The 22,270-nt window shown below is 63.0% G+C and carries 20 protein-coding genes; 6 read left to right on the top strand and 14 right to left on the bottom strand.

Going from position 1 to position 22,270, the window contains the following annotated elements:
- Positions 1–66: 66 nt before the first annotated feature.
- The 14 genes from DDA93_RS14295 to DDA93_RS14230 form a co-directional block, all read right to left on the bottom strand.
- The gene (locus DDA93_RS14295; RefSeq protein ID WP_165802649.1) at positions 67–669 is read right to left on the bottom strand and encodes an RES family NAD+ phosphorylase; all 603 of its coding nucleotides are present in this window, start codon (positions 667–669) and stop codon (positions 67–69) included.
- A 125-nt stretch (positions 670–794) separates the two neighbouring features.
- Positions 795–1,175 carry a hypothetical protein gene (locus tag DDA93_RS14290; protein WP_116779144.1) on the bottom strand — a complete coding sequence of 127 codons (381 nt, stop codon included), beginning with the start codon at positions 1,173–1,175 and terminating at the stop codon, positions 795–797.
- Positions 1,176–1,550: 375 nt separating this feature from the next.
- Positions 1,551–1,958, bottom strand: a complete 408-nt coding sequence (locus DDA93_RS14285; protein ID WP_116779143.1) for a DUF4913 domain-containing protein — start codon at positions 1,956–1,958, stop codon at positions 1,551–1,553.
- Positions 1,955–3,643 (bottom strand): TraM recognition domain-containing protein, encoded by a 1,689-nt coding sequence (locus DDA93_RS14280; RefSeq protein WP_116779142.1) that lies wholly within the window; start codon positions 3,641–3,643, stop codon positions 1,955–1,957. The genes DDA93_RS14285 and DDA93_RS14280 overlap by 4 nt, the downstream gene beginning before the upstream one ends.
- Positions 3,640–5,181 carry a hypothetical protein gene (locus tag DDA93_RS14275; protein WP_116779141.1) on the bottom strand — a complete coding sequence of 514 codons (1,542 nt, stop codon included), beginning with the start codon at positions 5,179–5,181 and terminating at the stop codon, positions 3,640–3,642. Before DDA93_RS14275 ends, DDA93_RS14280 begins: the two co-directional genes overlap by 4 nt.
- A complete protein-coding gene (locus DDA93_RS14270; RefSeq protein ID WP_116779140.1) occupies positions 5,181–6,713 on the bottom strand; it encodes an SCO6880 family protein in 1,533 nt (510 codons plus the stop codon). The genes DDA93_RS14275 and DDA93_RS14270 overlap by 1 nt, the downstream gene beginning before the upstream one ends.
- A complete protein-coding gene (locus DDA93_RS14265; RefSeq protein ID WP_116779139.1) occupies positions 6,710–8,464 on the bottom strand; it encodes a hypothetical protein in 1,755 nt (584 codons plus the stop codon). Before DDA93_RS14265 ends, DDA93_RS14270 begins: the two co-directional genes overlap by 4 nt.
- A complete protein-coding gene (locus DDA93_RS14260; protein ID WP_116779138.1) occupies positions 8,461–9,270 on the bottom strand; it encodes a hypothetical protein in 810 nt (269 codons plus the stop codon). Before DDA93_RS14260 ends, DDA93_RS14265 begins: the two co-directional genes overlap by 4 nt.
- A 40-nt stretch (positions 9,271–9,310) precedes the next feature.
- Positions 9,311–9,616 carry a hypothetical protein gene (locus DDA93_RS14255; protein WP_019481169.1) on the bottom strand — a complete coding sequence of 102 codons (306 nt, stop codon included), beginning with the start codon at positions 9,614–9,616 and terminating at the stop codon, positions 9,311–9,313.
- Positions 9,617–9,630: 14 nt separating this feature from the next.
- A complete protein-coding gene (locus DDA93_RS14250) occupies positions 9,631–10,233 on the bottom strand; it encodes a DUF6668 family protein (protein ID WP_207771355.1) in 603 nt (200 codons plus the stop codon).
- Positions 10,234–10,235: 2 nt separating this feature from the next.
- Positions 10,236–11,648: an AAA family ATPase gene (locus tag DDA93_RS14245; RefSeq protein WP_116779136.1), complete on the bottom strand. Its 1,413-nt coding sequence runs from the start codon at positions 11,646–11,648 to the stop codon at positions 10,236–10,238.
- Positions 11,648–13,207, bottom strand: a complete 1,560-nt coding sequence (locus tag DDA93_RS14240) for a hypothetical protein (protein ID WP_116779135.1) — start codon at positions 13,205–13,207, stop codon at positions 11,648–11,650. Before DDA93_RS14240 ends, DDA93_RS14245 begins: the two co-directional genes overlap by 1 nt.
- Positions 13,204–13,845: a hypothetical protein gene (locus tag DDA93_RS14235; RefSeq protein WP_116779134.1), complete on the bottom strand. Its 642-nt coding sequence runs from the start codon at positions 13,843–13,845 to the stop codon at positions 13,204–13,206. Before DDA93_RS14235 ends, DDA93_RS14240 begins: the two co-directional genes overlap by 4 nt.
- Positions 13,842–14,960 carry a transglycosylase SLT domain-containing protein gene (locus DDA93_RS14230; RefSeq protein ID WP_116779133.1) on the bottom strand — a complete coding sequence of 373 codons (1,119 nt, stop codon included), beginning with the start codon at positions 14,958–14,960 and terminating at the stop codon, positions 13,842–13,844. Before DDA93_RS14230 ends, DDA93_RS14235 begins: the two co-directional genes overlap by 4 nt.
- Positions 14,961–15,134: 174 nt before the next feature.
- Between DDA93_RS14230 and DDA93_RS14225 the strand changes: the two genes are divergently transcribed.
- The 6 genes from DDA93_RS14225 to DDA93_RS14195 all read left to right on the top strand — a co-directional run bounded on the left by DDA93_RS14225 (position 15,135) and on the right by DDA93_RS14195 (position 21,524).
- Positions 15,135–15,863 (top strand): hypothetical protein, encoded by a 729-nt coding sequence (locus tag DDA93_RS14225; RefSeq protein ID WP_019481163.1) that lies wholly within the window; start codon positions 15,135–15,137, stop codon positions 15,861–15,863.
- Positions 15,860–16,630 carry a hypothetical protein gene (locus DDA93_RS14220; protein ID WP_019481162.1) on the top strand — a complete coding sequence of 257 codons (771 nt, stop codon included), beginning with the start codon at positions 15,860–15,862 and terminating at the stop codon, positions 16,628–16,630. Before DDA93_RS14225 ends, DDA93_RS14220 begins: the two co-directional genes overlap by 4 nt.
- Before the next feature lie 10 nt (positions 16,631–16,640).
- The gene (locus DDA93_RS14215) at positions 16,641–16,949 is read left to right on the top strand and encodes a hypothetical protein (protein WP_019481161.1); all 309 of its coding nucleotides are present in this window, start codon (positions 16,641–16,643) and stop codon (positions 16,947–16,949) included.
- Between the two features lie 207 nt (positions 16,950–17,156).
- Positions 17,157–17,978 (top strand): ParA family protein, encoded by an 822-nt coding sequence (locus DDA93_RS14210; protein WP_133185549.1) that lies wholly within the window; start codon positions 17,157–17,159, stop codon positions 17,976–17,978.
- A 637-nt stretch (positions 17,979–18,615) separates the two neighbouring features.
- Entirely contained in the window at positions 18,616–20,319 is a 1,704-nt protein-coding gene (locus DDA93_RS16220; protein ID WP_165802648.1) for a MarR family transcriptional regulator, read from the top strand.
- A 263-nt stretch (positions 20,320–20,582) separates the two neighbouring features.
- Complete coding sequence (locus DDA93_RS14195; RefSeq protein ID WP_019481135.1) at positions 20,583–21,524, top strand: ParA family protein; 942 nt, start codon at positions 20,583–20,585, stop codon at positions 21,522–21,524.
- Positions 21,525–22,270: the final 746 nt, after the last annotated feature.

The raw sequence follows: 22,270 nt of genomic DNA, 5'->3' as shown, positions 1-22,270 counted from the left end.
CGAAACCACTACCTGACATAATCTAGGTTATCGGCTCAAAAGAAACGCCTAGTCAGAAGATTTTTTTCAGGGAACTGACACGCCTGTGATCCTGATGGCGTGCAGCAGATCCGGGTCGTCAGCCGCGAAGTTTTTCTTGATAGGACTGCAGCCAGTATTGGGCTTGTCCATGAACACCGCCCAGCAGTGATTGCCCTCGGAAACGCCGAACTTTGACGGGTAACGCAAGCCCTGAGTTGACCCGCCGGTGTCGAGCTTCTGGTCGCGGATCCAGCTGGCAATGCGCGTGGTCACCTCCCGGTCATCGCCGGTGAGGTCAGAGATGGTCATTTTCGGTGCACCTGAGATGCCGGACGCCCGGATAGCCATGAGCGTATCCATGTTGGCCAGGTCCACCCAGGTCGCTGTCCCGTACTGTAATTCGTACATGGCGCGCTCGGACCGCCAGTCCGCATCGACACCCTCCACGGGCACGCCGGCGTCGCGCAGTTCCTGAAGCAGGACGTGCAACTCCACGCCCAGGAACTTTGCCTCCTCATGCAGGCCAGCGAAATCATTGGCCGACGGCGCCTTGTAGGCCAGCGACTCCACGAAGGCAGTGACCCGCTTCTCGGCACCATAAATCGTCAGCCCTGGGGTGTCGAAGCGGTTCCATTCTGTCCGGAACATGGCTGGTGTGTCCGGCCGCGGCCGCGGGTTCAAGGGGCCGCGGTCAAGCCTGGCCTGTGAAACCCGATACATATTGACCGGCCCCTCCAGCAAGGCCATCCCGGTCACTGCGCATGTGCGCGTGATCAACCGTCGTAGGCTTCCTCAAGAAGTGCTCGCATGGCTGCTGCGGCTTCATTGAACCGTTCCTCGCGGATGGCCTTGACGGGCGTGGTGTAGCCCAGCCTCGGATTGACGGTGATCGCCCACGCTTGGGCAACGCTTCGCCGATGGGCCGACTCGATCTGCTTCAACAAGTCATAGGCAAACCGGAGGCGTTCCTGCTCGGGCGGTGGCACAGCCAGTGATCCGTTGGCCCACTTGCGAGCCTGCCCGGGATCCTTTTTGCCAGCCATTCCGGCGACGATCCGCGGGGTCAGTAGATCGTTGAGCTCACGGACGATGTCCGCGGTGTCGATCATGACTGAATCAGTCCTGTGGCGGGGTCCGCCTGGTGCGAGTGACATAACCGCTCCTTCCTAGGCCCCCACATTACCAGCGCTGCCCGCTCGATGCCAGAGGTGTGCCTACACTATGCCTGTTTTGTGCCTGTAGGGCGAGCCACCCGACTAGCCTGGATGCGCATCGGGGCGTGTCATCTCCCATGTGCGGACACACCGGTCCCCCACACCGACCCCCGTCTACGCATGGTTGCGGGCATGAATAACATCCTGGTTCGCATCTTCTATGTGCTGTTTCTCAGCGCCATCATCTCGCTGTTCGTCGGGTCCGGGATCTCCACGTTCCATCTAGGACCCGAAATGCCAGACCACCCGTCCACCTACGGACTCGAATACGATTCACCGGCCTACGAGCTACCCGCACAGCATCCCAGCCGAAGGTCACCACGCCCAGTCGGGCGGTGGCTGCTCTGTAGCAAGGATGCGACGAGCCGTCTTCTCCGCGTGCGTAGTCCCGCACTCACCGAATGGGCCTCGCTTGGTGAAAAGAACAGTAGCGTGGCGGTCGAAGTGATCAATCCACCACGAGGACATCCCACCGCTGGCCTGGGCTTCAAGCCATTGTTCATAGAGGGCTCGGAACCTGTCGACGGCCTCGGGGTGATTCCACCACAGGGAACACCAGTGCTGGTTCTGCGATCGGTCCACTGACTCCAGCATCGCTGCAAGGCCCTCTACCCAATCCACCAACTCTTCCGGAGTGAACGCGAAGTCCTCTCCCCCGCCCTGACCGTTAGGGTCGATACCGGCGGCAGCATCGGCTACATCATCGTCATGGGGTGCGGTCATGAGAGGTGTCCTCTTGTGCCTGTCTTGATACGTTCGACCGTGGAGCCGATACGCGCGCTGATGGTCTTGTCCCGGAACCAGGGCACGGTACGCACGATCGTCCCTCCCCCGTTGGAGGTCTTCACCCACGCGCGGTTAGCCGGAAGCTCGGAGAGCTGGGAGACGGACATGATGTCGCGCCGCTGAGTCTGCACCGAACGGGATGACCCGTTCCTCGAGGTGGAGGAGCTGCGGACTTTCGCGTCGTACTGGCCGATGGTCTTGGACAAGGATTCGAGGAACTGTGTGTCGTCGGACCCTCCACCGTAGATCTTGATCGCGGCTGCGGACCACAGGGTGTCCCAGCCGGTGCGTTCAAGCATGGCCACGCCCTGCCCGCGGGTCTGAAAGTACGCGCTGACGACGATTCCCATGGACCCGAAGAACGAATACCACTCAGGCAGCTGCTTGAGCTTGACGACGTTCCCGACCTCGTCCAGATCAGCGACAAGGGGTACCTCCAGGCGGCCACCCGCCCGCCGGGCTGTGTGCTGGGCTACGGTGAACACGGCGTAGACAAGGGTGGAGACGAACGCGGCACCGGAGCCGGCGGCGTCCTGTGAGAGCAGGATCAAGGTGTCTTTGCTGGTGACGAAGCTGACCGGATCGAATACCGGAACGCCGGGGGTCGGCGTCGACCACGCGACCAGCTCGTCGTGCACGAGGGCGGAAGCCATGCGCTGCGCGCTGGCTGCCACGGACCCGCGGGTATCCTCCGGCTGGGCGCTCATGCCCTTCAACGCCGACGCAGGGCCTGCGTGGCCGGCGCGTTCCAGGAGTTCGGCTGGTTCCATGAAGTCCGCTGAGGCTGCCCATCGCAGGACATCCTTCATCGTCTGGCCGTTCTTCGCGGCCGCAAGCAGGCACCAGGACAGGAAGTCACGCCCTTGCGAGTCGAACTGGGCATCTCCCTTGCCCTGACCGGCGTTCGGCGCGGACGAGGTTTCGAAGATCGATGCGACCTCGCCTGCGCTCACGGTATCGGTGACGGCGGTGAGCGGGTTGAAGATCATCGCGGGCCGGTGGCTGTCGCGCCAAATCCGCTGCGGATCGAACAGCCACACTGTTCCGGTATCGGAGCGGGCGGCCAGGACCTCAGCCACACCGTCGACCTTGTTGCTGGTCATCATGTACGGGCCGGGGGCTTCGGTGGCGTGACGGACGACCTGTGTCGTCGTCTTGCCCCTCCCTGTACCCCAGACATGGGTCGAGCACTCACGCCAGCCCTGGATAACTGCCTTGGTGCCGGTCTCCCCTGCGTACCCGATCGTCAGGCCCGGGCCGATGCCCTTCGCCTCAGGGTGTAGGCGGGCCGCTTCAGTGAGGCGGGCATCGAGCATCGCCGGACGCATCTTCCCGCCAGGACTCATGCGCCGCGACGCCTCCGCGGTCCTCGACACCGGGCGGGTGCTCCACCACGCAAAGGCAGCGATGACCACGACCGCTTCCACGCCGAGCAACCAGCTCGCGGCCACCGGCCAGGGATCCCCCGTGGCAAGACCAATCCCCAATGTGATCGGGTTCCATGACAGGTCGGTGGGAACCGGTGTGAAGGCTTCCCCGAGGTGAATCAGGGCGACGGCGACGAACGCGGCCAGGACGACGCTCGAGAACGCGATGACTGGGCCGTTCTCCTCGTTCTTCATCGGTTCACCTTCGCCTGCGCAGCAGCCCACGCCTGGTTCGTGTTGTGGGCTCTGAGTTCGCCGGCGGTGAGGTTCACCCGGAACGGCACACCGGGTTCGGACCCAGTTTTCAGCATGAACCGGCCACGTCCGGGAGGAGGTGAAACCTGATTGGTGTTGGGGTTCATCGACCCTTCGGCCGACCAGCCGACCAGCATCGCTTTCTCCCGCTCGGAGACGGGGAACACGGTTTCCAGCAGGTCCATCTCGTTCTGCGCGAGTCCGCCGAGGATCTTTACGCTGGAGCGTTCCACGAAGCCGGTGGCGATCTTCGTCAACTCGTCGGTGGACAGCTGTAGGTCCTTCATGGAGTGCGTGATCATCAGCTGACCCAAGCCCTTGGTCCGGTTCAGGCGCGTGATCGAGTCGATCTGGTGGACCAGCAGCTCACTGGCGCGCAGGGACTGCCACAGCTCGTCCATGATCATCAGGTGATGGCGTTCCTCCATGAGACCGGCATCGGCGAGGGTCTTCGCGGCCGAGATGCCGGCCTGCCCGTGGGACCAGCACACCGTCTGCACCGCGGCGCGGAGCGTCAGCTGGGACTCGTCGATGAGGGAAATATCGAAGTCCACGGAGGTGTCGATCTTCATTTCCTTCGTGGTCTGCTGGCAGAACACGTCCCCGAACGGTCCGTGCTCGCCGAGGGCGTTCAGTCCCGCCAGGAGATTCTTGACCTGCGGCAGGTACTCCGTGGACTCCTCGATGAGCAACGCCGACTGGATCTGCTGCGGCGCGGACTTGATGGCGGCGACGACGTCGCCGACCAGCGGCTGCCGGTCCTCAGCTTCCGCTTTCTCCGCGGCCATGGCGATCGCCATGGACAGCACCGTCTGTTCCTGCTTCTTCGCATCCAACGGTTCCTTGAACACCAGTTCGATGAGCCCGGTGAGGGTCATCAGGCGTCGGGCGTGGATCTCGGCGCGCATCTGCCGCTGCATCGGGGCGGGCAGGCGTTCAAGTTCCCGCCAGAGCGGACCGGCGTCGAGCGGGTTGATAGCTCCGACACCGGGGGCGACCTGCACGACCTGCCCGTTGGTTTCCAGGACGACGCCGGCGAAGTCGGGCTTGAGGTCCCCTGCCACCAGGATCAGGAACCCCTGGTCGATCAGCGCCAACGCCATGCGGACGGCGACCGAAGATTTCCCGCGCCCGTTCAGGCCGAGGATGAACCCGGACGGGGAGGAGATGATGCCGTGCAGGAACAAGCTGATCGGATCCCCGCACACCACGGAGCCGTTGAGGAGGTTCCGACCCAGAACCGCGCCAACCAGTGGCGAGGATGTACCGACGCAGAACGGCCACAGGCCCGCGGTCTGGTTCGAGGTGGCCGTGAACTCCGGCGGAGGTTCTACCCACGTCACCATCCCGCCATCGCGGACCCGCATGCCCTTCTCCGTGAGCTGCGGGAACGCCGAGGCTGTAACGGTGGCCGCGGCCTCGGACCGTCCCAGGAATCGGTCCATGACCTTATCGACGAGCTGATCAAACGCGGACATTAGAGGGCCTTCCTGATGTCGGAGGAGATGGTGGCCAGGTGCTCGGGGACGAGCCCCAGGCCAAGGTTGAAGGAGAACGCGGCGTCGTCGTTGTAGTCACAGGACCGCATGCGGATCTGGATGCCGGTCGCCGCGTTACGCATGATCATCGCCTCGACCTGCGGCAACTGTTCCGGGCTTTCGACCGTCGCGGTGACTCCGATGGCGAAGCGCACCAGTGCAGCGCCCTCGGCCTGCTCCCGCTCTGCCTTGCGTGCCTTTTCGAGGGCGATGATCTGCGAGCTGGTGGGGCGTCGGCCCTTCTGGTTCGTGGCGAACTGCGCATTGGTGAGTGCCTGCGCGACCTGCTGCGCGGACTTCTCCGGCGGCTGTGGGCGGTAGAACACTGTCACGCGCTTCTGGAGCATGCTTGCGTCGGGACCCAGCAGGGCCACCAGTGCGTTCTCGCGGAATGTCCCGGCCGGCGGCCGGAACATCTGCCATGACTTGCTCGTCACCCCGGCGTGGTCATACCTGCCGGGGTATCCGATGGTCCGGGCGGCTGAGGGGCCGACCTCGTTCCAGCCCAGGCCGGTCCCGTCACCGGAAAGACGGGCGCGTTCGACGGCGGCTGCGGCGCGTGGGTTGAAAGCGACGTAGGTCTGGTCGGTGAGGTCAGCGGCCCGCATCAGGGACACGCTGCCCGCGCCGACGTCCTCGAGTTCTTCCTTGAACCCCTGCAGGAGGGACTTCACATCGGCCACCAGTTCCTCGGCCGAGCGTTCCGGTACACGGTCGCTGTCGTGGGCTTTGCCGCTGAATGTCAGGGCCACCCACTGCTCGAGTTTGGGCACGTTGTGGTTGAGGTTGTTCACGACGTCGTCCATGACCATGCGGGCGAAATCGGGGACTTCGCGGGATCCGGCCTGTTGCCGGGCCACCGCGATAGCGTCAGGCAGGCGTTCGCCCGGATCGGTGGTCGACTGCGTCGTCACGGAAATCTGCTCGACCCGGGCGTTGGAGCCAGCGTCGCGCTGGAACGCGGCCCACGAGCCGACGAGCCGGTTCACGCGGTCCTGATCCAGCAGGCCCAGCCCGGAGGAGTTGGTGGAGAAGAATACGGTGCCGGTCTTCAGTTTCGGGTGCCACAGCATGACACCCTCGTTGCCGAAAAGGTCCAGGAAGTCGATCAGCTCCGTTGCGGCCAGCAGGCCCGGAGCGCGGAATGAACCGTCCGGGATCTGCGAAACGGGCCCGGACTTGTAGACCGTCTTCCCCGCCTTCTTGGCCTTGGAGTGCATGCTGCGCGCAAGCCAGCGCTCAGGCTTCGACCGGCCGTGACGGTCCTTGGAGCCAAGGATGGTGGCTGCGATGAACGCGGCCAGGGCGATGCCGACGGCCACCCAAATTTGCGAGGCCATGATGGCGATGAACACCCCGACCGCTCCCGTGCCCAGGACGACGGTCGAGGCCATCGAGAACCCCATCAGACCTGCCGTCCGGTCTTCTGCGATGTTGCCGTACTGCCGGACGATTGTCTGTTCGGTACTCACTGGTCATCCCCACTTTCCACTGCGCGTTCCATGTCTCTTGCTGTTTCCCGTAGTGCGTACTCGAGGCGTTGCTGGCTTTGGGGGGACTTATCCGCCCCGGAGAGCGCACCGGCCCGGAAGCCCTCAGCCGTCGGCGAGGTCGCGGGTGCGGCCCCAGGTGCTTCCGTCGGAGCCTTGTCACCTGATGTTGCGGGCTCTGCCCCGCTTGGTCCTCCAGCTGACGAGCTGCCATCGCCTGCACCGGATGGTGCTTCCGAAGGTGCGCCGGTCCGTTCCGCCTGAGGTTGTGCACCCGTTGGTCCGTTCGAACCGGGCCCGCTGTTTCCGCCAGCACCACCGGCACCGCTGCCGGCACTGCCTGCATCGCCGTCCGGAGACGTCTCTGCCCCGGATCGTTCCAGCCGCTGCGCTGCGCCTGAAGGACCACCAGAACCTCCACCGGGGCTTCCATCACTTCCTCCAGATGCCCCTCCACCTGAGTCCGATGCCGGCGCGGTGGGCTGCTCCGGCCCCTGCTCTGCCCCGGACGGGCCGGTGCCACCAGCCCCGCCGCCGGTGCTACCTGAACCACCAGGCGTCGCGGCGCCCGTTGCGCCGCTTCCACCTCCACTTGCTGGGACCGCACTGCTGCTGGATCCTCCTGCTGCCCCTGCTGCCCCTGTACCGGCGGTGCCAGAAGCTTCCGCCGCTGAGGCTGCGCCAGTTGCTGCGGCCCCTCCACCCGTTGCGGCCGCTTCCCCGGCCGTCGCTGCGGCCCCTCCACCGGTGATTGCTGCGGCGCTTCCACCGCCACCTGCGGCCGCTGCACCAGCGGCCGCACCCACGCCTCCGGTGATTGCTCCGAGGGCGACGGCGCCGCCGACCATGGCCAGGCCGGAGGCTCCCATGCCCTGCGGTCCTGCGCTGACGGCAGGGACGAGAACCTTCGCCAGGGCCGGCATCGCGATGCAGGCGCTGCTGATGATGACGAGGCCGGTGATCAGGCCGATCGCGGTGTTCCCGAGCTCGTTGTCCGCGCTGCCGTTGATGCCTTTCAGGAGCGCGAGTCCCGCCCCGTACAGGATCGCTGCGGCAGGCTTGAAGAGGACGACGGCCGCTAACCAACCCACAGCCTTGTCGAAGGACTTCCGGCCGCGCTCGGTCTGCGATGCGGCTGCGAAGATCGGCAGGATCCCGCACAGGGCGATCGCCGCACCGTAAGAGAAGATGACGATGACCGCATTGATGATCGCCCCGAGCAGGGCCAGCGGCACGACGAACAGGACGATGCCGGCGAGCTGCATGGTCATCGTGGTTCCCGCGATAGCATCCAGGCCCATCGCGGACCCGAGCCCGTCCTCCTGCGCGGAGCCCGAAATCGTGGTTACCAGCCACGGTGCGAGGACGTCGGTCACGCCGAACAGCAGGCCCACCATCGGAACGGCCAGGGCGGTAGTCAGGACGGTCCGCACCATGCCCATGATCAGATTCTCGGTCGAGGCACGGTCCTGGTCCCGGGCAAGCTTGATGAGCGCGAACGCTGTCCCGATGACACCGGCCATGCCGACGAAGACCAACGTCGACTGCTGGATGCGGTCGGTCGCGGACCCTGCACTCATATCCGGTGCACCGATCTTCAACCACCACGTACCGACGAAGTTGATCATCTCCGTCAGGACCTGCACCAGCCAGCTCGCAAGGAACTGGATCAGCTTCTGAATCGCACTGCCTGCAACGCCTTCTAGGAAGTTTCCTGCCAAATCCCCAATCACGACTTAGGTCCCCACTGGACGTATTGCTGTCCCTGGTAGCGGGCCCATGTGTTGAAGTCGTTCCCCGACGCCGGGTCAAGCTTCCAATCGCCGTCCTCCCACACCAGATCGACCTGAGCAACGAGTGTCTGTTCCAGACCCGACGCATCAGGTGCTGAATAGATCAGCCGGTAGGACGCTGCGTCCTCGGTGTAGCTGTTCTGGATGTATCCCAGCAGGGTCAATCGAGCGATGACGGAGGTGTCTTCGCTTTGCTCAAGGCCGTCCCGAATGCGCTGTGCTCGCTCTCCCAACAGCACACGGTTGGGTCCTTCCGCTACCGCCACTTCAAGGTCAGACGCCGCTTCCTCGCTGACCGAGGGGTCCAGAGCGACCGCATACGTGGCCGCTGCCACCAGTGACCCTGCTTCAGTCGGTGCGTAACCAACACGCAAGGTAGAGGGCAATTTCTCGCACCCGCCGAACTCCGAGAACGGGATCACGTTGTAACCCCCGACTACCCACTCCTCGACCGCCGGAGCAGTGTCAGCCACAGATACGTCGTCGTTGTTGAGGTCCGACTGGCAGTCCCACGCGGCGTCCGCGTCCACGACAGGTCCTGCCGTCGCGGACGCCGAGGCAGACGATGGCGCTGTCTGCGAAGCAGAGGCAGTGGGCTCTGCTGCCGGTTCGTCATTGTTGGGGAAGAGGAATACCCGCAAACCCCACGCGAGGAGGCCGACCAGCACCAGGGCCAGCAGCATCACGGCGGCGCCAAACCACTTCGGGCGGGCCTTCGGTCCCTGTGTGGTGTCCTGTGTGCTCATCGTGTGTCCTTCTCTCGATCAAATGGGTGGGCGTTCTCGCTCAGGTGATTGCAGTCCACACTGCACCCGAAGCGCCCAGCAGGCAGGCAGCGACCATAGGCCAGATCGGTGCCTCGATCTCGTTGCCCTGCCGGCGGTTCCTACCGGCGGAGACGAGACCGAATATGAAGAACACGAACAGGACCAGGCCCGCGCCCCACAAGACCCATCCGATAACCTGCGTCAGGCCCTCGGTGCCGGGAGGCTGCGTCGGGGTGAAGGTCTGAGCCGAGAGCGATCCTTCACGAACCGGAGTGAGCGCGTTGATGGTGGTCAGGGTGTGTGCTGCCAGAGTGTTTCCGAACATGGGAGTTCCCTTTCTCAGTGCCCGGAGCGGGCGATCTTTTCGATTTTCCGGAGCACGCTTTTCACCCGTGTCCCGGAAGCTTGTGGGGTGACGCCAACCTCGCGCCACGAGGGTTCATACGGTGCCGTCATGGCAACCGGGAACATCCGCGCGACCCCGCGCGCGAAGTCCAGGGTCGGCTTCGTCAGCCGGTTCTTGGGTCGGTCGTGGACGATCACCAGGCCGACCAGTTCATAGGGCAGCTGCCCCGAAGCGGACTTACGCGCCAGCTGCTGCGCGGCCTCGAGGGAGGATGCACTGGTGGAGCAGACCAACAGGGCCCGGCCTGCCCAGGTCGGCTTCCGCTCGGATTCATCGACGACGTTCTCGGAGCACAGACCCGCGAGGGTGCTGGTGCCGACACCACCGGACGCACCGACCAGCCACAGTGTCGCGTTGGTCACCGCGACAGGGGCCGCTGGTTCCTCTTCCTCGACAGGCTCTGCGGCGAGGGTCTGCTGAATGTTCTTCGGGCCCCTGAGTGACTCGCGTTGCCCGAGGATCGGGTCATCGTCGATCGGGTCTTCCTGCGGCTCGACCCCCGGCTCGTGGACGAACGGATTGCGCTGCGGGGTCACGGTCACAGTCCCTCCGCGATCTGCGCGGCGGCCCGGAGCCATGCGCGGCGGGTCTGCGGGAGCATCGAGGAGAACCGGATCCGGCCCTCGATCAGCGACGGATCATAGGGCACCGTGACGACCGACTTCACGAACGGGCGGAATGACTCCGCCAGCTCATTCAGCTTCGCCGGACCGTGAGACGGGGTGCAGCCCAGGACGATCACCACGGCGTGGTCCGCCAGCGACTGCGCGTGCTCGTTGCCCGCCCGCAGGGCGCTCAACACCCGGGACGCGCCTTCGGCGGCGTCATCGACGGACTTGACCGGGATGACGACCTGGTCGGAGTGCCCAATCATGGCCTCCCAGTTGTCCCCGCGTTCGGTGTTGCCCGAATCCATGAGGATCAGCCGGTAATACTTCGCGGCCACCGAGTAGAGGCGGTGGACCTCGTCGCCGGTGACCTCGTGCCGCTTCTTCGCAGCCGACCGGTCATCGCTTCTCAGCACGTCGTACTGGTCCGAGGGCTGGTGGTGGACGTAGGACGCCAAATCCCCGGCCCGTGCGCCGGCGGTCATGAAGTAGTCCGTCTGCTCGAGGAGGTCGACCACCGTCGCCTCGTGGCCGGCATCGAAAGTCCGCCAACCTAGGGAGCCAAGCGAGTTGTTGTTGTCCCACGCAAGGACACCGGAACCGCCGAGGCGGGCGAACACAGCGGACAGGCAGATCACCGTCGGCGTCTTGCCCGCCCCGCCCTTGGGGTTCAGAACCGTGATCGTGCGGGGACCGGCCCAGTGCTGAGAGACAGTCTTCTCGTCCCGGCGCTGCTCCAACTCCACTGGAGACGGTGCGAGCTTCAACCCGAACTGATTCAGCAGACCACGTACCCCGACCTGTGCCGGTGAATCGGCGTCCGGCCGGTCGACGAATGAGGGCATCGCCGTCCTGCGGGTCGGCAGCGGATCCACCGTCTCTACCGGTACGACGGCTGATGAAGCGACCGTTTCCGGTGCGGTGGTCTTAGGAACTACCGGAGCCTCAACCTCAACGGGAGAGGGAAAAGGGACAGGAACAGGAGTGGCGACGGGTGCTGCTGCTTCCACCGCGGCCTCCGGCACGGTCGGCACTTCTGGCGTGATCGGGGACGCCGCAGGCTCGACTGCTTCGGCGGGTTGTACTGGGCCGCTTTCCGTCGGTTCACTATCAGCGGCCTGCTCGACAATGACGCCGTCGGTCTGGACGAGGATCGTGCGGGAGCCGGACGGGTCCTCGATGTGCAGTTCGGTTGCGGTGCTCGTCTCGGCCGCGAGGTCGGTTGCGGTGCTCATGACGGAGCGGCGGGCGTCCATGACCGAGGGGTATGGGGAGGTGGTTTTCTCGCCTCCCAGGTCAAGCTCGAGGGTGCCGGCCGGGTCGATGACAGCGGTCATTCTCATCAGGGGTTCTCCTTCGGGGAAACGGTTGAGGTGGGGCTCGGAGTAGAAGTCGCAGTAGAAGACGGGTTAGGGGATTGGCTCGGTGTTGCGGTGGGTCGGGGTGCGACCTGTGTCAGCGCGTACAGCAGGCCGGTGGAGGATCCTTCGGCCCGGGTGATTGCCTTGCCGTTGTCGGTGATGACGTCGGGGATCGCCGCACGGGCCGCATCGGTTGTGGTCTCGGTGACGCCCTGCGCGTTGATGCGCAGCTGCTCGGTGTTGGTGGTCACCCAGGCGTAGCCGGCGGCGAGCTTCCCGGCTCCGGGCAGGCGGTGGGCCTGCTTCGCGTCGACGTCGACCAGGATGGTGCCGGCCATTAGCAGGCCGTTCTCCCGGTCCACCTGGATACCGGAGGTGGCGACGTCGGTTCCTTCGACGTCGACGGTGCCCACCTGCGTCGCTTTTGTCGCGTCGGTGGTGTCCCCGAGGGCATAGAAGCCGATGGTGGTGGTGTCGTCGGTCTTCCATGCCGCGACGACCGTCCCGTTCACGGATCCGAGGACCGTGACCAGTTCCGCTCCGGCTGACGGTGCAGGCAGTTTCGCCGGGGCTGGGAGGGCTGCCGAGTCCTGCGTGACACGCCAAATCCGTCCGGAGCGTGAGTCGGCCGCCACCAGGTCGTCGCCGAGGGCTTCTATGGGTTCCGCGGACGCCGGGACCACCCGCGCCGCCGTACTGCCGTCGGCTGCGACGATTAGGGTCCGCTTGTTCGGCAGGTCCACGCGAGGAGCTGTACCGCCGTCTAAGACGATCGTTCCGTCTTTTGGAACGTCGACGCGGATCGGGTCTGCTCCGTCGCCGAACAGGACCAGCTCGCGGGCGGCTGCGGCTGCGACCCTAAATTGTCCGTCGAGGGTGAACAGGGCGAGCTGCTCGACCGTGAACGGTGCGGTGCGCGTCCATCGCTCTACGCCCGTCCGAGGGTCATGGCCGATTAGCTTCGAGCCGTCCACGCTCACGGGCTGGCCGGAGGAATCCAGGATCGCCCGAACGGTCGAGCCGGTCATCGACGTCGTCCAGTCACCGTAGGTGTCCCACCCGGCAGGAGCCGGAACCGGCAGCTGCGCGGGAGGCGGCGTGTAGACGGTCGCCACAGGCTCGGCCGTGTTGTCCTGCAGTGTGTAGAAGGCGCTGAACCCGACTGTGACCGCCAGGACGCCTGCGCTCCCCCACAACACAGCCTTCCGGCGTGCAGAAGTGCGGGGGCGTGCAGCCTTCGACTCGGTACGTGCAGTGCCCGTGCCGGCGGCGGGGGTGCTGTTTTCGCGTTCCTCGAGGGTGCCCAGTTCGGCGTCGACGATCATTTCGTAGACCTCGCCGTCGTCGGTGTGGCCCTGCACCCGGCAGGCGGCTAGGCCCAGACGGCGGCACGCTTCCGCTGCCGCGTCGGCTGCGACGTCGGCTACGGACGCCTCGTCGAGCACCGGGTAGGTCAAGACGTCGCCGTTCGCGTCCGCGACGATTTGGCCCTCGCCGATCATGAGGCGGATGACGGGCCAGGAATGTACTGCAGGAGTCACTTGCCCTCCCCGGTGATTGAGGCGGTCATGTCACGGGTCTGGTGTCCGACGACGTCCCATTGGTCCTCTGTCTTCTCGAGGTAGATGGTTACCTGCCGGTGACCGCCGCTCGTTAGTAGCGTCTCGTCGTGGGCGACCCAGCGCCACGTCACGTCGAGGACCCGAATGGCCTTGTCCGGGGCGACGTCCTGCGCAGCGTCACCGATCGCGGGAACTGCCCGGGGAACGCTGTAAGCACCGTGTTCGGCTGGTTCCAGCCATTCGCCGTTGCTCGCGTTGCGCTCAGGCTCCACCTGGTTCGCCGCCCACTCCGCACTCATCAGGGGTATGGCGCGCACCGCGGCCGCCGTCTCCGTGCGATCCACCGTCGTATCCCACGAGTGCAGCATCAGCGCCGCCACGCGGGCGGTCGAGTCGACGTCGGAACGGTCGGCGTCCTCCGGGGAGGCGAACGTGTTCCCGCCCAGAACCTCATCGGCAGGGAGCGAAATGTAGGAGCCCCCATAGACGGTGGTCGGCGCGGAACTTGGGGTTGCATCTTCCGATGCGGGTGCGTCAGCAGCGCAGCTGGTCAGGGCGATCATCGAGACCGCGAGAGCGGTGGCCCGGTACGGGTAGGTGTGTGAGCGACGGGTCATCGTACCCACGCTCCTTTCTCTTTCAGAATCGGCTCTGGGTCGAGGTTCCAGCCTTGGTACGGGTAGACGACCTCCGGTGCTTCCGGCTTGTAAATCTCGAAGTGTAGGTGCGTGGCGACCAGCCCGAGACCGGCCTTGTTGCCTTCGGTGCCGACGACGTCGCCGCGCTTCAATCTGTCCCCCACAGCCACGCTGTAGGCGTTGAGGTGGCAGAACGCGAACCCGAAATCGGGATCGTCGCCGTCCTCCTTGGCGATCACACACCCGTCCTTGTCGTTGAAACCCGTGATCCGCAGGTCAGTCAGTGCGATCACCGGGCCGCCAGTGCCGGTTCCGGCGCCCGGGGTCGCGAGGTCTACCCCGACGTGGTCCTGCGCCCACGCGGGCAGGCCCGGGATATTTCGGTGTCCGTATCCGGAGGTGAAAACACCACCCGGTAGTGGGTTGGTCCACTCGCCATCGCCGAGGTCGCCGTCCCAGGCGATAGTGCCCGCAGGCGCCGTGCAGTCGGCAGAAAACTTGCTCTGTCCGGAGGAAAGGATCTTCTCGACGTACTGCTGGGTCTCCGTGAACGCCGGAATGCCCTTGGCTGCCTGCACAGCACCGAAGCCGGCGTTGTAGGCGGCGAGGGTTAGGCGCACCAGTAGGTCGGCGTCGTCACCTGCCAGCGGTTGCACCTGCTCTTTCAGGGCCGCCATATAGCGGCCGTAGGCAGGGATGGCGTCCTCGGCCGAGAACGGGTCCCCACCCTCCCCGTACATGGCCCAGGTGCCGGGCATGAACTGAGCCACGCCCTGAGCCCCTGCAGGGCTCCGTGCACCTTCGTTCCAGCCTGATTCCTGCTTCAACTGCGCCGCCACCACACTCACCGGCAGACCGGCAGTCTTCGCGGCGGCGTCGACCAGATCACCCCAGCCGTTCGGGATCGCCGGTGTCGAAGTAATGCCCCCGGCGGTCTCACCTACTGCGGAGACGGCGCACCCAGCAGGCATTTCCTCGGTCTGCATGAGTATCGCAGCTCCCGCGATGCCGACGACAGGCAGTCCCGCCAGGAGAGGTACAAGGATCACCAGGGCCAGTAGCGGTGACGCTCCGCGCTTCTCGTCTTCGTCCACGATTACCTCCCCGGGGTGTGACGGGCACAGACTGGTTAGGACTTGCCCGGTAAAATTGAGACGGTGAGGAAGAAGGCTGATGCCAATTCCTTAGTTCTTATAATAGCTTAGATTCTGACATCACGGCTATACGTGTATGCCGTGCCCATCTAGTGCTCTCTTGAAGGAGGTGCCGTGGCTGTTTCTGGTTCTGACTTCAAGCAATGGCTCGAACGACGCGGTATCACCACATCAGCGAGCGAGCTGGGCCGCCTGACCGGGCTGCATCGCGTCACGGTGGGCAACCAGATCCGGCGCGGTAACGTCCCGGAATCGACCGTCGTCGGTGTGGCCCGAAGCGTCGGGATTGATCCCATCGCGGCACTGGCAGACTTCAAGGAGTACCAAGACCTCGACAGTCGGCCCCGCACACCAACGGCCGCGGAAGTCCTGAGCCAGGTCCACCACGCCGACCTCATGGTCGAGCTGCAGCACCGCTTCCACGAAGACCTGTTCCCACGGAATGACAAGGTCAAGATCGATTTCCCCCACGACGGCTCCCATCGCGCGTGGATCGACGCCATCGACACCGGCGACGTCCGGCACGACGTGACCGAGAAGACGGGAACGGCGATCACCTACCTGTTCAGCCAGATCTCGGAGAACAAGCTCACCCCCATCCAGGCGGTTACTGCTGCCCGGGTCAGCGGGACGTCGATGGTCGCGGGGCTTGTCGTCGTCGGACTCATCACCATGAAAGAGGGCGACTGGCCCGAGGACGTCCGGGAGACGGCCCTGATGGTGATGAAAAACGAGGACCTGGTCGAACTCATCCAGCAACGGCTGAATCTCCTCCAGCGCCGCCTCCGGCAGCGCAAGGAAGCCTTCGAATACGCGGAAAAACTTACGGATCTGATCGGATGAACGACAGCATCTACGCCATCTCAGTCAGCTTCATGCTGATCCTGCTCGGCGGCCTCACATTCCACCGACTGACGTCTAAAACGACCCCAGAAGGGGCGCGGGCACTGCTGCGACCCAGCGGCCGGCTGGCCCTCATGGGAATCCTGCTAACCGCGGCCTACGTCTTCTCCATGCCCGGCATCTACCAGTTCCTAGAAATCTTCGTGCCCATTTCCAACGGCACCGACCTCATCGCCAAATGCTGTGCCATGACAGCCGTAGCGGTCCTCGGCCTTCACCTTGCTATCGCCTACGGCTCAGAGACGGCCACCAGCTGGATCATTGGAAAGCGCGGCGCCCTAGCGGGCGTGATTGCGGCCTCCGGGGTGCTCATCACGCTCCTCATGGCGGACACTCCCGAGGCGTCACCCCGCTTGGAGCTATACCAAGAGCAGCCCGCGGTGGAATGGAACGAGGGGATCGTCCTCGCCTACACCGCCTACGTGCTCGGGCCCCTCCTGCTGCCGGTCCTCCGGGACAGCCGCAGGAACCCGCTGCGCTTCGGCCGGCTGGCCTCGAGGCTGATCTTCGTCGGCTTCGTCCTCTCGATGGCACGCGTCATCGGCTACCCGCTGGAACTACGAGCAGGGGCCGAAGCGTTCTACATTTTCGAGCTGGTCACGCACGTATCGACAGCCTGCGTCGTCCTCGGACTGTGGGCTTTCGCCTTCGCCAGGTCACGCCAGCTGGCACGCAAGACATTCGACACCGGCCTGTCGATCAAGTGAGGAGTAGAACATGAGTCAGACACCACCAGAGGCCAAGATCGCTGTAGAGCGCATCTTGACCAAGGCCAATTCCGAGAACGAGGCCTCCTACGCCGTCATCTTCCGTGCCGTCAGAATCTGCATCGAGGCCGGCATGAACCGCAAGGAGACCGCCCGGTACCTCGGCGTCTCTGCCCGTCGAATCGACAGACATGGCCAGTATTTCCGTACCGCTAAGTCGGTCAGAACCCTCTTTAGAGAGGCATTCCACTCAAGGTCGATCGACGTCCCAGCAGAGGATGCTAAGGAGAAGCTGATTCAATGGGCATGGAAGAGCTAGTGTCGAACTAATTGCTGTGAATCGAAGGACTGTGCCATATTGGTACAGTCCTTCACTCGATAAGGAGACAGATGCAGCCCTACCAACTGCGCCGGGAAGTACCACGCGACACGTCGCCCCTAGGCCCGGCTTTAGATTGGTCTGTGATCCCGTGGTTCAGCCAGCGCCCTGGGATTCCGTGGTGCTATGAGCCGGATGGGTTTGCGTATGAGCCCTTCTGAATCTGAAGTGGCCGAACGCGCCGACATTCACGCCGTCTCCCAGCACTGGCCGGGACCGCGCACTATCGCCGTCGTGAACCGCAAGGGCGGCGCGAACAAGACCCCCACCGTTGCAGCCCTGGCGGCTGTGTTCGCCCGCTACGGCGGCGGCGGTGTGCTCGCGTGGGACAACAACGAGAACCAAGGAACTCTAGGCTGGCGCACCGAGCAAGGCCCCCACACGTCAAGCGTGCTGGATCTGCTGCGCGATCAGGACCAGTTGCTCTCCCCCTTGGCCCATAACGCTCTGCTGGCGCACTACGTGCATCACCAGACCGAGGACAAGTACGACGTGCTGCGCTCGGATGAGAACGACGAAGGAGATCACGAGATCTCCGCTGACGAAGTGGATGCTGTTCATACCGTGGCCGCGAAGTATTACCGCATGATCGTGATGGATAGCGGGAACACCGCAAGGGCCGCGAACTGGCGTGCCATGATCGGCCACACTGATCAGCTCGTGATCCCCACAACGACCATGGAGGACCGCGCCGAGGCCGCGAAACTCACCCTGCAAGCCCTGGTCGCACGAGACGAACACTCAGCCCAGTTGGACGAAAACGCCGTCGTCATCATTTCCCAATGGAAAGCCGAGGACGGCGACGAAGCCCGCCGTATCGCTGACGGCTTCGCACCACTGGTCCGCCGCGTGGTTACCGTTCCTTATGACCAGGCACTCAAAGCCGGACGCATCCGACACACCGCCCTGAAACCAGCCACGCAACGCGCCTGGCTGGCAGCAGCAGCCGCCGTAGCCGAAGGACTGTGATGAAGCGACACGCCCGAGTGAGCTACCTCCCACTTAATGGAAACAGTTACACATTGAATGGACCCATGGCTATCTCAGGAAATCGTGGAGGCGGGCGCCGCAGCAAGGGTGCACGCCATCTCGTCGGAACCCGCATGCCAGTAAACGAGGCCGAAAAACTAAGAGCCGTAGCCGCGGCGGAAGGCCTAAGTGTCAGCGACTACCTCGCTGACCTAGTCCACAAACACCTAATTAACGTCGACGTAGACACACTGTACGGTCAGGAGGCTTTGCCAATCAGCCGAGCCAGTTAAACAAAGAAGGCCCGTCGCTAAACGGGCCTCCCGAAGTCTTCATTCAGTTCCGTCTATCCGCCAAGATCCTCGGTTCTGAACGTCCACCATAAGGGCTATTTCTATGCCCTCACGGCTATGGAGTTGATCCAATCATACACACACCCCTTAGCGCACCTTCTTCATGCCCAAATCCTGTCCGAGGCGTGTCGCGGAATCCCACGATCGCCAAGGAAGCAGCTCAGACCGCATGGCGGGCACTCGCGACGCTCATTGCCGGTCAGCCCCGCGTCCGTCTGTCCAAAGACGGCGGCAAAAGTTACCCCACAGCAGGCGAACGACGTCTACAAAACACGCTTCCAACTGTGCCCGCAGCCGTCAGGCTCTGCGGGACTGACGGCACAGTCGCCACCATCGCTCTCGACTTCGACGTCAGCAACGGGGACACGTCAAAAGTAAATACCGACGTCACCGCAGTCCAACGCTGGCTGACCCGCCATGGAGCCCTCTGGATCGAAGACTGCTCCCCCACGGGGGGCCGGCACGTCTACATTCCGCTTACGAAACGAGTGGGATTCACTGAGGCCCGCCATTTCGTCGAAGCGATGTCCCTGCGGCATACCAGCATTGACCCTGGCCCACACCGCAGCGCTGATGTTGGATGCATCCGTACACCTGGCAGCCCCCATAAACGGGGCGGTTACCAAGTGCTAACCATGTCGCTTAGCGACGCTTACGCCGCTGCAATCATCCGGAACGCACCGACAATCTGGGAAGCACTCAGAGGATCCCTCAAAGAAGAGCTCGCGGTCGTCACACAACAACGCAACGCCCCACAGGCACTTATCGAAGACACAGAATATCTCCCTCTTTCGAACGGCCCTCGGAATCTCCCATCGGGAAAAAACAGACTCGCCCGCACCGGCCTCTACAACACCGGAACATACGACTCCCCCAGCGAAGCTAGACAAGCGGTGCTGGCCTCTGCTGTGGCAGCCGGCTGGGAACTCACAGATGTCCAGCGCCTCATGCACAACAACACCTGGGCTGGCATGACGAGCTTCTACAGCAGATACACATCCCAACAGAGGTCGGCCGCCCTCCGGCGCGACTGGATGAAAGCCGTTAGCTACGTCGCAGAATGCCGCAAAAAACACGGAAGACTTCCTGCACACCAAAAGTCCGACCATAAAAGCTACACAAGCCTGCCTAATACACAGGGGGGTCCTGCTCCCCTGGCGCAACCTGGCTCTGCTGACGAATACCGATTCTTGAAAGACTGGAACCTCGCCAGGGAAACATACGAGCTGAAGTTAAGGGGAACTCGCGAAGGACTAACTTTGCGCTTGCTACTTCGAGCACTGGGAGAAGCAGCCGCAAAGGCAGGGAGTCGCTTCATTGAATTCGGCGTACGTTCTTTAGCTCTTGCAGTAGGTGTCCATCACACGACAGTTGCTCGCCTACTACGGAGGCTGACGAACTCAAAGGATGCCCCCATCAGGCTTGCCGCAGAAGGCCGAGGCACACGAGGTGACCTTTATGAACTTCAGACTCCAGACCACAGCACAAGAGCGCAAGAGAATCGAAAGTGGCGCAAAGGGCACACCCATGCGTTACGTCCAGCATTTCGAGGTCTCGGAGTAACTGCAGCTTTCACCTACGAAACCATAGAGCTCAGCGATGTCCCGTTAAGCACGTCACAGATCATCCAAGCCAGTGGCCTCTCCCCCGCAGCTACCGCCTCAGCCTTAGAAACCCTTGCAGCATGGAATCTCGTTCAGAAAATTGATGGTCACTGGTCATTGATTGGGGCCACAAGCCTTAAGGCAATTGCCGAGTATCTAGGGGTTCTTGAAGAGCTGTTTGTCCAACTGGCTCGCTATCGTGTCGAACGACTGCAATGGCGGAATTGGCTCGACAATCGCCAGGCCGGTAAGACTCTCGAGCTGTTGGAACCTGACGAGCCGTATCCCTTTTGGGATAGAGAAGCGCCTGATGACAACGGGTACACACTGACCGATCTTTTTCTTGGCCGGACGACGAAGCAAATAGTTGATAGGTCAGCATAAAAAGCCATCTCTCTGAGGATACGTATCGTCCTTCGACTCATGCCTGCATCAATAACGCATGAGGTTTATGTTCACGGTGTTCGTAATGCCATAACGCATGCCATAAGGCATATAGGAAAAGGAGTAGTAACGTGTACTAGAAGTAAGACGGTTAATGTAATGAAGGGACACGCCCCGTTACCTACCGTTGCAACCGCTGGTTCGGTAGTAGTTTGAGCAATGATGCTTGAAGAGTTCGCCAATCCAGAGAAGAAGTGACAGCTGTGGCACGTTCGATCCATACCCCAGAGGCAGCACCAGCTGCCGCCTCGACTTCAATTGAGCGAACCATAGCTTTCGCCAATGGCAAGGGCGGTGTGGGCAAGACCACCACGGCTGCGAACATCGGCGGATACGCAGCAATCGCGGGCGCAAAAGTTCTCATGATCGATCTTGATCCCCAAGGCGATTTGGCACGAGACCTCGGCTACGAACACAACGACGGACAAGGACTTTTCAACGCACTTGTCACTGGCACCGCAGCACCAATTTTGGCAAACGTTCGTGAGAACCTAGACGTCATACCCGGTGGGCAAGCACTTGAAGACATCCAGGGACTCATGTTCTCTCGAGCTAACCGCGCTGATGCAGGGGACTTCGGAGACATGCTCTACCGGGCGATTCGACCGTTGTCCGACAACTATGACCTGATCATTATCGACACACCGCCCGGCGAGCGAATTCTCGTCGAAGGTGCTTTTGCTATTGCTGCAGCAGTCGTTATACCCACCAAGTCTGATGACGCCAGCATTGACGGCGTCGAACGCGTAGCCCGCCGGTTCCTAGCAGTCCGCGATCGCAACCCGGCTCTCGAGCTGGCGGGAATCGTACTCTTCGCGGTTGGGCCGCGATCTCTACGCCTGGAACGCAGCGTCCGCAGCACCTTGGAAGAAATGCTCGGCACCGTGGCACCGGTATTCACTACTCGTATCCGAAACTTAGAGAGCGCGAGTGCTGACGCCCGCAAGAAGGGCTTACTGTTCCATGAACTGGAAGGTGCCGTTACACAAGCTCAGAAAGACCGGTTGAAAGCCCTACGTGCGGGCCAGAAGCCCAGCGAGGGGTTCTTTTCACGCAACGCCGGCGGGCTAGCTGAAGAATACGAAGCCCTTACTGGAGAGATCCTCTCCCGACTCAATGAGATCGAAAGTGGACAAGCAGCATGAGCGCCGACCGCCCAAACCTGGCCGCAGCCTTCAAGCCCCAAGAAACATCAATAAAGCGCGGAACTAGCCTGCAAGGACTCTTGAAACCGAGAGTACGTTCTGCCGAAAATTCCGGCACCTCATCAATGGGCTCCGCAAGTGAAGCCGAAGTCGGGGCCCTGTCTGAGTCGAAGCCACCAGCCGTCAAAAGCCCAGAGGTGCAACCGAGGAACAGTTCAACGCCAGCGTCCCAGACTGTCGCAGGGGCACCTCGCAACGTCGGTGTCTATCTGCCGCCAGATGTCTTGGAACGAGTCAAGAACGCCGCCAAGACCGAACAGATCACCTACAGCGATCTCCTGGTTGACGCTTTCAACGCCGTCACACCAGATGAAATCAGCCGAATGTTTAGGCCGGAAACAGAATCCACCGCTTCGGTAATGCCACGCCGGATTCGACGACCTAGAGGGACTGCAGGGATACAGATTCAACTTCGCCTCGATGATCGGCAGATCGCCTGGTTGGAAGACCAGGTTACTTACCATCGGGCTCCATCGCGGAGTGCCTTGGTGTCCGCAGTCCTGCAGCTACATACAACCCCCTGAGCGTGGTAGCCCGCTCCAACCTCGATCCTGCGCCCCACAGTTCATATGTGCACAACAGGTTTACCACTCCGAGCGTCATCGCCATCGGGTTCAACATCTGAACGCTGACAGCAAACCCAAAGGGACCTCTCTACTTTCGGACTGTAAAGACCTAAACAACCG

The organism is Arthrobacter sp. Bz4 (genome assembly GCF_003075455.1).
In the GTDB taxonomy this organism is placed as follows: Bacteria; Actinomycetota; Actinomycetes; order Actinomycetales; family Micrococcaceae; genus Arthrobacter_D.
This window is presented reverse-complemented; position numbering and strand designations above follow the sequence as displayed.